This is a genomic window from Pseudomonas coronafaciens pv. oryzae str. 1_6 (genome assembly GCF_000156995.2).
Lineage (GTDB): Bacteria > Pseudomonadota > Gammaproteobacteria > Pseudomonadales > Pseudomonadaceae > Aquipseudomonas > Aquipseudomonas tremae.
In genome coordinates this window covers 2,943,519-2,957,209 of the sequence record NZ_CP046035.1, presented here as the reverse complement: position 1 = coordinate 2,957,209, position 13,691 = coordinate 2,943,519, and the positions used below count along the sequence as shown (strand labels likewise).

Genomic DNA, 13,691 nt, shown 5'->3' with positions numbered 1-13,691 from the left:
CTTGTGAATGTCAGAGTGCCTTGCTGACCTTGACGTCGGTAATCTGATCGTCGCTCTGGTCGTGCATTTTCTTCAGGGCTGCCTCTGCTTCCTCGATAGAGGCAGTCTGTAATTGCGCAAACTCAAAGCGGCGTTCGCCATTGAGCTTGTAGCTGACAGCGAATTTGGTCGTGCGTGGTGCTGTAGTGTTCACAGTGACTCCTTGCATCATCCCAGTCGCGAGGTCGAGCGCCGGACGATTTTGATCTTGTGGGTGAAGGCCGGTTTGCGCCCTGCGTTGGTGTCTACCTTGCGGCCTGCGGTATCGATCGTAATGTTCCAGAAACCATCGCTTGGTGCCGCGATCTTGGCTGGAAATGTATCGAATGCGCCGCCATGGTAGGTGTGCCGACCGCCGTTCTTGAAGCTGCGGAAATTCGCGTCGTTCATCAGGCGAATGTTGCAGGTCTGAGAGCACTCGATAACGACCAGGTCGTCCTCGTTGAGATGCTCACGCTGGTGTACGAATTTCATGACGGGCTCCGAAAAGGGGTTTTTCTGAAAAATCAAAACGATAGCATGCGACGCCCCTGATTTGACGTGTAGCGCATTAATTTGCCGTGTTTCTCGCAAAAAATGTTCGTCTCGGGATTTAATTGCTCTGAGGCTTGTCGTAGCACCTTTATTTGGAGGCTTTGTATGAAACTGGCTGCTGTAGTAGTCCTGGCTCTGGCAATGACTGGCTGTGCCACGGTGAATGACATCGAACATACACTCCCCACCATGAGCGTGATGTCAGGCAAGAACCCTCAGGAGTATGCGGACTGTTTCGCCGGCAAGATCAGCAGCAGTCGCAAGCCGCCACTCATCGAGCCTCGCCATGATGGACTGCGAGTGATTGTTGCGCAGAAGCTCAGCAAGGCGCCGGCGGCAGTCGTGGACATCGAGACGCGCTCGGGTGGCAGCACGATCAAGGTGTACGAGCGACTTTCCAATGTTCCGATTCGTTTCAGGGACGTGCAGAACGCTGCCGAGGCGTGCATTTCAGGCTGATCGCATGAGCTTGAATGACGCCGCCCCATTCTGTTCGGACAGGGCGGCGGGCAAAAATTACTTGCAGACCACCAGCACGCTGCGGCTTTTGTAGTTGCCCACGTCTACGCCGAGAGTCTTATCTCTTTCGGCAGGCTGCGGTGTGCCATCTGTGCCAACGATTTCGTAGCCGGTGCCTGCGCAGGATGCATCGGCTTTTTCGTAGCAACTGGCCCAAGACATCGCTTCGCCCGAGCAATCGATGCTAAGCCCCTGTTTACCGTTTTTAAGGTAAGTATTGGAGGCAGTCGCGCAACCGGTAAGGCCTAGCACGGCAATAATGCAAAGAAGTCTGATCATGTTTTTCGCTTCAAGATAATTTCAGAGGGTATTAAGTCTGCGAGTAGCTGTGTGAATGTTGGACTGATAGCGAGTGCCATCGTTCCGCCATGTTTTTGCATTGCTGTATCAGCTTCTTACCAGCATCGTTCGCCAGTGGAGGCATGCGGATCCCTGGTTTTTGCGTTGGTCTTGCCTTGGACGACCGTCGCTATATGAAAGAATGTGCGGAACTATCTGGCTTCGTATTCCTCTATGATGGCATTGGACGGTCAGTGGCGGCTCATTGTAAGGTGGTCGCCGCCTGATTAGACTGGCCCGTTAACACCATCAGCCCTTACCAAGGACTTTTATGATCAAGAAATGCTTGTTCCCAGCAGCCGGTTACGGCACTCGCTTCCTCCCGGCGACCAAGGCCATGCCCAAGGAAATGCTGCCGGTGGTCAACAAGCCACTGATCCAGTACGGGGTTGAAGAAGCGCTTGCAGCTGGTTTGACTGAAATCTCGATCGTTACAGGTCGTGGCAAGCGTTCTCTGGAAGACCACTTCGACATCAGTTACGAGCTTGAGCACCAGATCAAGGGCACCGACAAGGAAAAATACCTCGTTGGTATTCGCAAGCTGATTGACGAGTGCAGCTTTGCCTACACGCGTCAGACCGAAATGAAGGGCTTGGGTCACGCTATTCTGAGTGGTCGTCCGCTGATCGGCAACGAAGCATTTGCCGTAGTGCTGGCAGATGACTTATGCGTCAACCTTGAAGGCGATGGCGTGCTGGCGCAGATGGTCAAGCTGCACAAGCACTACGGTTGCTCGATCATCGCAATCCAGGAAGTCGATCCTTCCGAAACCAACAAGTACGGCGTGATAGCCGGTGAAGAGATCAAGCCAGGCTTGTTCCGCGTCACCAGCATGGTCGAAAAGCCGAAGCCTGAAGAGGCTCCGTCCAATCTGGCGATCATCGGCCGTTACATTCTGACTCCGGACATTTTCGAGAAGATCGAACAGACCGAGCCAGGTAAAGGCGGTGAAATCCAGATCACCGACGCACTCATGAAGCAGGCTGCTGAAGGCAATGTACTGGCCTACAAATTCCAGGGCACACGCTTTGACTGCGGCGGCGCCGAGGGCTACATCGAAGCGACCAACTTCTGCTTCGAACACTTCTACAAAGCTGGCAAAGCGCACTGATCTTTGATCGTTAGCGTTTTGGACAAAGCCACCTTCGGGTGGCTTTGTCATTTCTGACAGGCCGCCAAGCGGTTATGCTGTGCTTCTGCCGAGGAGATTTCAATGGCCTTTGATTTTGATCTGTTTGTAATTGGTGCGGGTTCGGGTGGTGTCAGGGCGGCACGCTTTGCGGCCGGGTTCGGCGCGCGCGTAGCGGTTGCCGAGAGCCGTTATCTGGGCGGCACCTGCGTCAATGTAGGGTGCGTGCCCAAAAAACTGCTGGTCTATGGCGCGCATTTTTCCGAAGACTTCGATCATGCCAAAGGGTTTGGCTGGTCGCTGGGTGAGGCGAGCTTTGACTGGTCCACCCTGATCGCCAACAAGGACCGCGAGATCAGTCGTCTTAACGATATATATCGCAAATTGCTGGTCGATAGCGGCGTCACGTTGCTGGAGGGGCATGCGAAGATCGTTGGTCCACAGCAGGTCGAGATCAATGGTCAGACCTACAGTGCCGAGCGCATTCTCATTGCCACGGGCGGTTGGCCGCAAGTGCCTGATGTGCCTGGGCGCGAACATGCCATCACCTCCAATGAGGCGTTCTACCTCAAGTCGCTGCCCAGGCGCATAGTGGTCGTTGGCGGTGGTTACATCGCCGTGGAGTTTGCCTCGATTTTCAACGGTCTGGGTGCTGACACCACGCTGGTCTATCGAGGTGAGCTGTTTCTGCGTGGCTTTGATGGCGGTGTGCGCACCCATCTTCACGAGGAGTTGCTCAAACGTGACATGACGATCCGCTTCAATAGCGATATCGAGCGCATCGACAAACAACCGGATGGCAGTTTGCTGCTTTCCATGAAGGGTGGCGGCACGCTGGAGACTGATTGTGTTTTCTATGCGACGGGCCGTCGGCCGATGCTGGACAACCTTGGCCTCGACAGCGTCGATGTCAAGCTGGACGAGCACGGTTACATCAAGGTCGACGAGCATTACCAGACCAGCGAGCCTTCCATTCTGGCCCTTGGCGACGTTATCGGTGGTGTGCAACTGACGCCGGTGGCGCTGGCTGAGGGCATGGCGGTCGCGCGTCGCCTGTTCAAGCCTGAGCAATATCGCCCGGTAGACTACAATCACATCCCAACAGCGGTTTTCAGTCTGCCGAACATCGGAACCGTCGGCTTGACCGAAGAAGATGCGATCAAGGCGGGTCATGATGTGCAGGTATTCGAAAGCCGTTTTCGGCCGATGAAACTGACGCTGACCGATGATCAGGAGCGCACGTTGATGAAACTGGTTGTTGACGCGAAAACCGATCGGGTGTTGGGTTGCCATATGGTGGGGCCGGACGCTGGCGAAATCGTGCAGAGCCTGGCAATCGCCATCAAGGCTGGCGCAACCAAGCAGGTGTTCGATGACACGATCGGCGTGCACCCGACGGCTGCAGAAGAATTCGTCACCATGCGTACGCCCGCCAAGCGATAAAAAGGCGCAGCACCCGGAGTTCAGGATGGGCTCCGGGATAGAGGCTTGAACGGACGGATCCCTTAGTGAACAGAGAAAACCCTTCGGCGAAGATGCCTCTGCATCCGGCCAGACACAATCGAAATGCCGCCCGGCCCATTGATGTGCTGCGTGAAAGCGAGCGTCAGTTCAGAACGCTTGCTGACAACATGAGCCCACTGGCGTGGACCGCCAGCCCCGGCGGGCAGATCCAATGGTACAACGAGCGCTGGTACGCCTACACCGGAGCGACGCTTGAGGCCATGAACGCGCTGGGATGGCGTTCGGTTCTTCATCCCGAACATCGCGAGCGCGTAGTCTCGCGACTGCAATACTGTTTTGCGACCGGCTCCATCTGGGAAGATACTTTCGCGCTGCGAGGCAAGGATGGCGCCTTCAACTGGTTTCTATCACGCGCGCTGCCTATGCGTGACGCCCAAGGACACATCACTCACTGGCTGGGCACTCATACCAACATCACCGCCCAGGTCAATGCCGAGGAGGCGCTGCGCGAGCTCAATGAAAGTCTGGAGTTGCGTGTTGCCGAGCGTACCCGTGAACTGGCAAAGACCAATGAGCTGTTGCAGGTTGAAATTGCAGAGCGAGCTCAGGCAGAAGAGGTGCTGCGTCATGCGCAAAAAATGGACGCCATCGGTCAATTGACGGGCGGCATAGCTCACGACTTCAATAATATGCTGTCCGGAGTGCTCGGCGCTCTCGAGATGATCAGGATGCGCGTGGGGGGTGAGCGATTTGCCGAAGTGGAGCGTTACGTGGATGCGGCAGTAAGTTCCGCTAATCGGGCTGCTGCACTGACCCAGCGGTTGCTCACATTTGCCCGTCGTCAGTCACTCGATGTCTGTGCGGTGGATGTCAATTGCATGGTGCTCTCTATGGAAGCGTTGTTGCGGGGCACTGTCGGCAATCATGCGCAATTGCACATTGAGCTGGAGGAGGGTTTGAGCGTTATCCAGACAGATGAGCATCAGCTTGAAAACGCTTTACTGAATCTGGTGATCAATGCGCGTGACGCCGTTTCTGCCGGAGGCTTGATCAGGGTTGGCAGTCAGGCGTTAAGTCTTGCAGCGCCGCAAGGGCTGTTGCCGGCAGGTGACTATGTACAGCTCAGTATTGAAGACAATGGCTGCGGAATTCCCGAAAGCGTCATTGATCGAGTATTCGACCCGTTCTTTACTACCAAGCCTGTAGGTCAGGGTACGGGGCTGGGCTTGTCCATGGTTTACGGTTTCATGAAGCAGAGCGGCGGGCATGTGCAGATCAACAGCTTGCAGGGGCAGGGAACCCGCGTTTGCCTCTACTTGCCTTGTGCGGCAGGCAACTGAGGTTCCGTCATGTTTTACCCTGTGGCTTCTTTCTGGGAGCTGCAGTTTTCTCGGGCTGATCAGCCTGCTGCTGCAGGTTTTCCAGAGCGATTTCCTTTTTGGTCAGCAGCAGTTCCAGCATCCGGTTCTGCTGTCGGGCTTCGGTCAAACCCTGCTTGAGTGCTGCGTTTTCTTCCTGCGAGTTGCTTAACCTCTCTTCCAGTAGCGCGCATTGAGTGTGGGTGTGCTGCTGTTGTTCTGCCGAGGCGGCAGCCTTTGCGCTGGCCCGGTTCAGGAGGTCCTTCTGGTCGTGCAGGTCGCGCAGGGTGCTGCGGTTTTCAGCCAGCAATCGCTCGTTGTCACGATTCAGCTGGGTGATTTCTTCCTGGCGCATGGCAATGCTTTGTTGTGCCTGGCGCAACTCCATCTGTAATTGCTGAATCTGCCCTTCATGGCGCTGCTGTTCCTGTTCGCGCTGCTCCTTGATGGAGTTGCGATAGTGCTCCAGTGCCTCTCGGGCATGCAGGTGTTTTTCCTCAAGCGAATGAATCTGAGCGTCTTTGTCTTGCAGGCGTGAATCCAGGTCCAGGTTGGCCTGGAGCAGTCTGGCGTGCTCGGTCTGGGCGTCTTGTAGTGTTTGTCGCGTCTGGAGCAGGGCGGTTGCCTGACTGTCGACGGTGTCGTCACGTTGCTGCACGTGCTCCTGCAGTTCGCTTATCTGCTGTCGAGCGGATTCCAGCTGCTGCAGCAGTTTGGCGCGCTCCGTCTGGTGCTCGTCGTACGCCTGGTCTATGCGTTCCTGAGCCTGCTCATCAAGCCGTTGGGCAAGGTGCGCCACCAGCGTACTTAATTCCTCATTGACATCCGGTGTGGGTGCATGTGCGTTATCCAGCTCCTTGAGATAGCGATGAATCGTGGTTTTGGAGCCGGTATTGCCCATCTCGATGCGTACTGCATCGATGCTTGGGTTGTCGCCTCTGGCCAGTAATGCTGCCCTGGCTTTTTGCACCAATGCCTTGTTTACGCCGCCACGAGCCATGCTCTCTCCTACAATTTCGTACTGTGGTATGTACTCTGTAATTACATACTATATTATTTAGAATAAATTCATATATTTTGAATTATTTGACATGGGATATTGGCGTATTATCCCGTGTCAGGCGGTTTCTACTGCCATCTTGTCGTTGTTATCGGTACACCAGCAGGCTTGATCCATGAATGACGTTGATCGCTACATCGATGCAGCAACCCGCGACAACACGCGCCGCAGTTACCGGGCAGCCATCGAGCATTTCGAGGTGGCGTGGGGCGGGTTTCTGCCGGCGACCAGTGAAAGCGTGGCGCGTTACCTGGCCAGTTATGCCGGCACGCTGTCGGTCAACACATTGAAGCTGCGCTTGTCAGCGCTGGCCCAGTGGCATATCAGTCAGGGTTTTGTCGATCCCACCAAAGCGCCCATGGTGCGCAAGGTCATCAAGGGCATTCGGGCATTGCATCCTGCGCAAGAGAAGCAGGCCGAGCCCTTGCAGTTGCAAGACCTGGAGAAAGTCGTTGCCTGGCTGGACATCGAGGCGCGCGAGGCGAGCGCGCAGCATGATCAACCGCGTCTGTTGCGCTGCCGGCGGGATTCGGCGTTGATTTTGCTCGGGTTCTGGCGTGGGTTTCGCAGTGACGAGCTGTGCCGTCTGCAGGTGCAGGACGTCAAGGCTGTCGCCGGTTCCGGCATCAGTCTTTATCTGCCACGCAGCAAGGGGGATCGCGATAACCTGGGCAGGACCTACCAGACGCCTGCCCTGCAGCGGTTGTGCCCGGTTCACGCGTACATCGAGTGGGTCAACTGTGCTGCGCTCGTGCGCGGGCCGGTGTTCCGGGCGATCGATCGCTGGGGCAATATGAATGAGGACGGGCTGCACGCCAACAGCGTCATCCCGCTGCTACGTCAGGCCTTTGAACGTGCAGGCATCGCTGCCGAACATTACACCAGCCACTCGTTGCGCCGCGGTTTCGCAAGCTGGGCGCACAGCAATGGTTGGGACCTCAAGTCACTGATGGCTTACGTTGGCTGGAGGGACATCAAGTCGGCGATGCGTTACATTGATGCCGCGCCGTTCCCGAGCAATGCCGGGGTGGGGAGCGGCCTGAAGGTTTCTTCTATTGATAAGCTTCCTTCATAGCGAAAAGCAATCGGCGACATCAGGTTTGCCAATGAGCGATTGTCATCGATCGTGCGTAAGCTTCACCCCATCGAATTCACAACCCATCTAACCCATCAGGAGATATACCGATGCCTATCATCAACAGCCAAGTAAAACCGTTCAAGGCTAACGCATTCAAGAACGGTAGTTTCGTTGAAGTTTCGGACGCTGACTTGAAAGGCAAGTGGTCTGTCGTATTCTTCTATCCGGCCGACTTCACCTTCGTTTGCCCGACCGAGCTGGAAGACCTGGCTGACAACTACGAAGAGTTCAAGAAGCTGGGCGTGGAAATCTACAGCGTGTCGACTGACACCCACTTCGCCCACGCTGCCTGGCATAGCACCTCGCCAGCCATTGGTAAAATCCAGTACACCATGATCGGCGACCCTACGCTGACCATCTCGCGCAACTTCGACGTGCTGATCGAAGAAGCAGGCTTGGCGGATCGCGGTACTTTCGTGATCAACCCTGAAGGCCAGATCAAGATCGTCGAGCTGAACGATGGCGGTGTAGGCCGCGACGCTTCCGAGCTGCTGCGCAAGATCAAGGCTGCTCAGTACGTTGCTGCTCACCCGGGCGAAGTCTGCCCAGCCAAGTGGAAAGAAGGCGAGGCTACCCTGGCTCCGTCTCTGGACCTGGTCGGCAAGATCTGATTCGCATGAATCGGCTGGGGGCGTTGAGCTCTTGAGCAAGTAAACCGCATCGCCCCACAAAACGCCCGGGCGGTAATCGCCTGGGCGTTGTTATTTCTACCCTTTGTAAAACAGGAAGTCGCCACATGTTGGACGCCAATCTTAAAGCCCAGTTGAAATCCTACCTGGAGCGGGTTACTCGCCCCATCGAGATCGTCGCGTCCCTTGATGACGGCGCGAAGTCTCAGGAAATGCTCGCACTGCTGAACGACGTGATCAGTGTTTCCAAAGACGTCACCCTGAATGACAGCGGCACCGACGCACGTACGCCGTCGTTCTCGCTGAACAGCCCTGGTCACGATATCAGCCTGCGTTTTGCCGGTATCCCCATGGGTCACGAATTCACCTCGCTGGTCTTGGCGTTGCTGCAAGTTGGCGGCTACCCACCCAAGGTCAGTGCGGAAACCATCGAACAGGTTCGCGCTCTTCAGGGCGAGTTCCACTTCGAAACCTATTTTTCGCAGTCCTGCCAGAACTGCCCTGACGTTGTTCAGGCGCTGAACCTGATGGCAGTACTGAACCCTGGCATCAAGCATGTCGCTATCGACGGCGCGCTGTTCCAGGATGAAGTCACCGACCGCAAGATCATGTCGGTGCCAAGCATCTACCTGAACGGCGAGCTGTTTGGCCAGGGCCGTATGGGCCTGGAAGAAATTCTGGCCAAGATCGACACCGGTGCCGGTGCGCGTCAGGCTGAAAAGCTCAACGCCAAGCAGGCTTTTGATGTACTGGTGGTCGGTGGTGGGCCTGCCGGGTCGGCGGCTGCAGTCTATGCGGCGCGCAAAGGCATTCGCACCGGTGTTGCAGCCGAGCGCTTCGGCGGTCAGGTGCTCGATACCATGGCCATCGAAAACTTCATCTCGGTGCAACACACCGAAGGTCCGAAGCTTGCTGTTGCGTTGGAAGAGCACGTCAAGCAGTACGAAGTCGACATCATGAACCTGCAGCGCGCCGACAAGTTGATCCCTGGCGCAGCCGGTGAGTTGCATGAAGTGAAGTTCGCCAGCGGCGCCAGCCTCAAGGCCAAGACCATCATCCTTGCCACCGGCGCACGCTGGAGGGAGATGAATGTTCCAGGTGAGCAGCAGTATCGCAACAAGGGTGTGGCTTATTGCCCACACTGTGACGGTCCGCTGTTCAAGGGCAAGCGCGTAGCGGTGATCGGTGGCGGTAACTCGGGTGTAGAAGCTGCTATCGACCTGGCAGGTATCGTGTCGCACGTGACGCTGCTGGAGTTCGACGTGCAGTTGCGCGCCGACGCAGTCCTGCAGCGCAAACTGCACAGCCTGCCTAACGTTACCGTGATCACCAGCGCGCAAACTACAGAGGTTACGGGTGACGAGCAGAAGGTCAACGGCCTGCGCTACAAGAACCGCAACACTGGTGAAGAAATCACCATTGCGCTGGAAGGTATCTTCGTCCAGATCGGCCTGCTGCCTAACAGCGAATGGCTCAGGGGCTCCATCGAGCTGTCGCCGCGTGGCGAAATCGTGGTCGACCCTCGTGGCGAGACTTCAGTGCCAGGCATATTTGCTGCCGGTGACGTGACGGTTGCGCCTTACAAGCAGATCATCATCGCCCTGGGCGAAGGTGCCAAAGCCTCCCTGAGCGCCTTTGACCATCTGATACGCACCTCTGCGCCGGCCTGATCACACAAAGCCGCGTAAACGCAAAAAGCCCCGTGAGCGATCACGGGGCTTTTTGTTGTGTTCGCTAATCGTTCTACAAAAGAGCGATCACGCGGAGCCTCAAAGCGGCGTCGGCTGGATGATCTCAACCCAGTAGCCGTCCGGGTCCTTGATAAATGCCAGGCTGTTCATGCGACCGTCGGACAGGCGCTTCTGGAAGTCCACGCCCAGTGTTTCAAAGCGCTCGCAGGCGACCTTTACATCAGGTACGGACACGCAAATGTGGCCAAAGCCACGCGGGTCGCTGTTGCCGTTGTGGTAGGACGCTGTCGCATCGCTTTCGGTACCGTGGTTGTGGGTCAGTTCCAGAATGCCTGGAATCGACTTCATCCACTGGCCACGTGCCGCGTCGTCTTCCGGAATCTGGGTTTTATCGACCAGAGCAAGGAAATACAGGCTGAACTCGGCTTCCGGAAAGTCACGCTTTTCAACCAGGCTGAAACCGAGCACGCGGGTGTAGAAATCCAGTGAGCGGGTGATGTCCTTGACGCGCAGCATGGTGTGGTTGAACACAAATTGCCGGGTGGCCGCTTCTGGATCAGCCGTGACGCCCGGTAGTGTGTTGAGTTCGTGCAAGCTCATCAATATTTCTCCAACATAATGTACAAGTATTGCCCAATGATACGGGGCAGGGCAGTCAGCACCAAACCCAGGCTCGGATAACACGGTTGCGCTCTTGCTCGTGGCGGGCAACAGGCTCAGAATTCTCGGTCACCTGTTATGGCGACCCGATCATGATCTTTGCGCAATACCGACGTTTTTTGCCAAGCCTGTGTCTGTGCCTGCTGGCTGGCGCTGCGCCAGCCCATGCAACTGATGCAATGATCACCTGGCCCGCAGGCTGGGAGGTCGAATCATTGCCGGTCGAGGCAGGCGCAGCCGTTAAGCCGTCCGTGCAAGTCAGACAGCGCGCGGTTAAAAACGATCAAAATGGTAATCCCCTGATGGTGATGGAGCTTACCCAGACGCGGCTGACGCCTGGACACGAGGTGAATGTCTCGGGCGTGTTGCTGGAAATGCGCAAGTCGATTCAGGTCAATTTCGCCCGGAGTGGCTTGCAGAGTGCCTGCACCCATGTCCGTGAAAGCCGGTTAAGCGTCGTGCCGGCGCTGGAGACGACCTGCACCATCACCCAGAACGGTGTACATGTGCTGACCCAGACGCTGGTGGCGGCTGCCAGCAAAGAGATGGCCTGGTCGTTATCGTATGCGGGATCGGCAGAAGGCTATGCAGCCAACAAGGAGGAGGCGTTGCGTATCCGTGAGAGCCTGCAGTTGGGCGATGTGCAGTGAGCGTGTTTTTTCGCAGGCAAAAAGAAGCCCGCCGAGGCGGGCATGGGGCGCTATTCCTTTAGCGGTCTTCATCATCCTAGAACCCATGTGAAAAAAGTGTGAAGCTTGACCGGCCAATTCGAACCGTGCGTTTTTCTTGCACTGACGACCGCACTAACAAAGGTTTTATATTTCGTTACATTGGACAAACTGAATAATTGCTCTACCTTATTCAGGAAATGTTCAGTTTTGTCAGTGTGAAGTGAATCGCTTAAGCCACGTGTTTTATTGGCGTCATTATTTCCACGGTATTAATGTTGCTCGGCACGAAGTTTAGCGTTCCTTCGCGCTCGTCGACGCTTTCGCTATGAAAGCGGCAACACTCGGAAGCCGTCACCGTTAGGCGATGTTTGATCAGGTGGCTGCACCGCGTGGATAATCAGCGGGCTCGCCAGGGCCTGTAAAAAAAGCCCTGCAAGTGCAGGGCTTCAGATGACGAAGTGCAATCAGGCGCGAAGCCAAGAATCAACAGTGTCGACACCGTACTGCTCTTTCCAGGCTTTCAGGCCGCGGTGATTGCCGCCCTTGGTTTCTATCAGCTCGCCAGTGTGCGGGTTTTGATAAACCTTGACGACGCGTGCCCGGCGACGCTTTGGCCCGGCGGACGCAACCAGCGACGTTGAGCTGGAGGGGTCGAGGATAGCAATGATGTCACGCAGGCTTTTGCCGTAGGTGCCCATCAGGTCCTGAAGCTTTTGCTCGAATTCAATCTCCTTTTTCAACCCGGCGTCATTCTTCAAGGTTTCCAGCTGTGCAAGCTGCTCTTGAAGGGCTTTCTCTGCTGCTCGAAACTCGGCAAGTCTGGACAAGTAATACACTCCAACAATGTAATGGCTGTTGTCAGCCCAATAAAACGATGAGACAAAACTGTCTGACTGATTGGCTCGTTCGGTCTTGCCCTCGGCCTGCGGTTTCCAGGATGAAACTTGGACTTTTCGGCGTATCATTGTACAGGCAGAGGGTGTTTATAACTCAGTAGCGCGCAAATAATGCACCTTTTTTGCCAGTTAGAAAATAGTATTTTTCAAATTCCTTAAATGCTGACCGTGTGCGCCGTTGGATATAGACCCTCGGGTCGGTGTATTCAAGCGAGGTGGTTTGTAAGTTATTTCTGATAGTAGACGAGTATTGAAAACGTGCCAGATTGACACCGTGCAGCATAAAAAAGAAACATCTGACAGACACTGTGACTGTCAGATTCGGACTGCGCAAAGGAGGTGGCAATGTCTGCAGGTAACGGGCTGGCAGGCGGGCAGCGGTGTCAGGGTGGCCTTTTGCCGCAATCCGGTCCTACAAGCCCTGCTGCAATTCAGGGTCATCGGGGTTCTGCTGTTCGAGCTCGGCCAGAAGAATTTGAACATTCTGTAACTGACCGTTTTCTTTCCAGTACTGGATCAGCAGGACCCTGGCCTTGCGATTGGCGGGTTGGTTCTGAACGATCTGTGTCAGTTGCTTTTGCGCCGCCTCAAGCTCGTTCAACGAGTGAAGGGCGACCGCGAGGTCATAGCGATAGTCATTGTTATCAGGTGCCAGCTCGGTTGCTTTTGCAAGGCTGAGCAAGGCAAATTCGGCTTGCCCGTGGTTCAACAGCCACATTCCCAGCGCGTGCTGAAGCATGGATGAACCGGGATTGCGCTCCAGCAGACCGGCGAACAGGCCGCGTGCCTGTTCCGCCTGGCCCTTGCGGTCCAGCAGTTCTATATGGGCCAGGGCCGCTTCGATGTTACCCGGATCCAGTGAAGTGGCGCGCTGCAGCGCCTCGACCGCCGGGTCGAGGTCGCCAGTCTGCAAGTACAGCCTGGCCAGTTGTAACTGGTTCTGAGTATTCTGCGGCTGGCTCTTGAGGTACTCCTGAAACGCCTCGGCGCTTTGCTGCAGGACTGCAAAGTAAAGGCCCAGTTCGTCCGGCGAGAGGCCGAGCAAAGCGCCGGTGGCATGAAACCTGACGGACTGCTCTTCGTCGTCCAGCAGCGGCCCAAGCAGCAGACTGCGCTGACTGTTGGACACCAGTTTCACGCTCACGTCGATAGCGGCCTTGCGGACCTGAGCAGAGGGGTCGCCAAGACCTGCTGCCAGCAGTTTGAGGGCCTGAGGGCTGGGATAGTCGCTCAGCTCGGTGAGCAGATTGATGCGTTGGGCGTCAGACAGGTCGGTGCGGGCCAATTGCTGATACAGCACCCTTGCAGCGCCAGGCTTGCCATCGTGGGCCTGCTCCAGTGCCTGCTCGTAGGTGTGGCTCAGCCTGGTCGGCGCAGTCTGCACCGGAGTGCGCCACCACCAGAATGCCAGCGAAAGAGCCAGCACTGATGCGAGCACCGTACCGGGCAGCCAGCGATGTCGAGTAACCGGTAGAGGCGATAACCCCTTGAATGGCAATCTGGGCATATCGATTTCCAATGCTTGACGGGGTGCAGCTTCGGGGAGTGGCTGGCAGCTGTCAAA

The 13,691-nt window shown here is 56.2% G+C and carries 15 protein-coding genes; 8 read left to right on the top strand and 7 right to left on the bottom strand.

Annotation, left to right across the window (positions count from 1 at the left end):
* Positions 1-10: 10 nt before the first annotated feature.
* The gene (locus POR16_RS13345; RefSeq protein ID WP_005894142.1) at positions 11-193 is read right to left on the bottom strand and encodes a hypothetical protein; all 183 of its coding nucleotides are present in this window, start codon (positions 191-193) and stop codon (positions 11-13) included.
* Between the two features lie 14 nt (positions 194-207).
* A complete protein-coding gene (locus POR16_RS13340; protein ID WP_005894143.1) occupies positions 208-513 on the bottom strand; it encodes a DUF1883 domain-containing protein in 306 nt (101 codons plus the stop codon).
* A 165-nt stretch (positions 514-678) separates the two neighbouring features.
* On the opposite strand from POR16_RS13340, the gene POR16_RS13335 reads away from it, so the two are divergent.
* Complete coding sequence (locus POR16_RS13335; protein ID WP_005894144.1) at positions 679-1,032, top strand: hypothetical protein; 354 nt, start codon at positions 679-681, stop codon at positions 1,030-1,032.
* A 57-nt stretch (positions 1,033-1,089) separates the two neighbouring features.
* Here the strand turns inward: POR16_RS13335 and POR16_RS13330 are convergent, their stop codons facing one another.
* Entirely contained in the window at positions 1,090-1,371 is a 282-nt protein-coding gene (locus tag POR16_RS13330) for a hypothetical protein (RefSeq protein WP_024669348.1), read from the bottom strand.
* 331 nt (positions 1,372-1,702) lie between these two features.
* Here POR16_RS13330 and galU point away from each other — a divergent pair, with 331 nt between their 5' ends.
* The 3 genes from galU to POR16_RS13315 all read left to right on the top strand — a co-directional run bounded on the left by galU (position 1,703) and on the right by POR16_RS13315 (position 5,364).
* Entirely contained in the window at positions 1,703-2,542 is an 840-nt protein-coding gene (gene galU, locus POR16_RS13325; RefSeq protein ID WP_005894148.1) for a UTP--glucose-1-phosphate uridylyltransferase GalU, read from the top strand.
* A 102-nt stretch (positions 2,543-2,644) separates the two neighbouring features.
* A complete protein-coding gene (gorA, locus tag POR16_RS13320; RefSeq protein WP_024669347.1) occupies positions 2,645-4,003 on the top strand; it encodes a glutathione-disulfide reductase in 1,359 nt (452 codons plus the stop codon).
* A 65-nt stretch (positions 4,004-4,068) separates the two neighbouring features.
* Positions 4,069-5,364: a hybrid sensor histidine kinase/response regulator gene (locus POR16_RS13315; protein ID WP_024691149.1), complete on the top strand. Its 1,296-nt coding sequence runs from the start codon at positions 4,069-4,071 to the stop codon at positions 5,362-5,364.
* A 7-nt stretch (positions 5,365-5,371) separates the two neighbouring features.
* Here the strand turns inward: POR16_RS13315 and POR16_RS13310 are convergent, their stop codons facing one another.
* The gene (locus POR16_RS13310; protein WP_005894152.1) at positions 5,372-6,382 is read right to left on the bottom strand and encodes a DNA-binding protein; all 1,011 of its coding nucleotides are present in this window, start codon (positions 6,380-6,382) and stop codon (positions 5,372-5,374) included.
* Between the two features lie 175 nt (positions 6,383-6,557).
* Between POR16_RS13310 and POR16_RS13305 the strand changes: the two genes are divergently transcribed.
* From POR16_RS13305 to ahpF, 3 genes are all read left to right on the top strand, one after another.
* Positions 6,558-7,517, top strand: coding sequence for a site-specific integrase (locus tag POR16_RS13305; RefSeq protein ID WP_024691147.1), 960 nt, complete (start codon positions 6,558-6,560; stop codon positions 7,515-7,517).
* A gap of 110 nt (positions 7,518-7,627) precedes the next feature.
* Positions 7,628-8,191 carry an alkyl hydroperoxide reductase subunit C gene (gene ahpC / locus POR16_RS13300; RefSeq protein WP_005894153.1) on the top strand — a complete coding sequence of 188 codons (564 nt, stop codon included), beginning with the start codon at positions 7,628-7,630 and terminating at the stop codon, positions 8,189-8,191.
* 125 nt (positions 8,192-8,316) lie between these two features.
* On the top strand, positions 8,317-9,879 hold the full coding sequence (gene ahpF / locus POR16_RS13295; protein WP_005894154.1) for an alkyl hydroperoxide reductase subunit F: 1,563 nt from the start codon (positions 8,317-8,319) through the stop codon (positions 9,877-9,879).
* A 99-nt stretch (positions 9,880-9,978) separates the two neighbouring features.
* Here ahpF and gloA read toward each other — a convergent pair whose 3' ends face one another.
* Entirely contained in the window at positions 9,979-10,500 is a 522-nt protein-coding gene (gene gloA, locus POR16_RS13290) for a lactoylglutathione lyase (RefSeq protein WP_005894155.1), read from the bottom strand.
* Positions 10,501-10,652: 152 nt separating this feature from the next.
* Between gloA and POR16_RS13285 the strand changes: the two genes are divergently transcribed.
* Positions 10,653-11,210 carry a DUF4946 domain-containing protein gene (locus POR16_RS13285; protein WP_005894156.1) on the top strand — a complete coding sequence of 186 codons (558 nt, stop codon included), beginning with the start codon at positions 10,653-10,655 and terminating at the stop codon, positions 11,208-11,210.
* Between the two features lie 485 nt (positions 11,211-11,695).
* Here the strand turns inward: POR16_RS13285 and POR16_RS13280 are convergent, their stop codons facing one another.
* Entirely contained in the window at positions 11,696-12,058 is a 363-nt protein-coding gene (locus POR16_RS13280) for a histone-like nucleoid-structuring protein, MvaT/MvaU family (RefSeq protein WP_005894157.1), read from the bottom strand.
* Between the two features lie 481 nt (positions 12,059-12,539).
* Complete coding sequence (locus POR16_RS13275) at positions 12,540-13,634, bottom strand: HEAT repeat domain-containing protein (protein WP_024669341.1); 1,095 nt, start codon at positions 13,632-13,634, stop codon at positions 12,540-12,542.
* Positions 13,635-13,691: the final 57 nt, after the last annotated feature.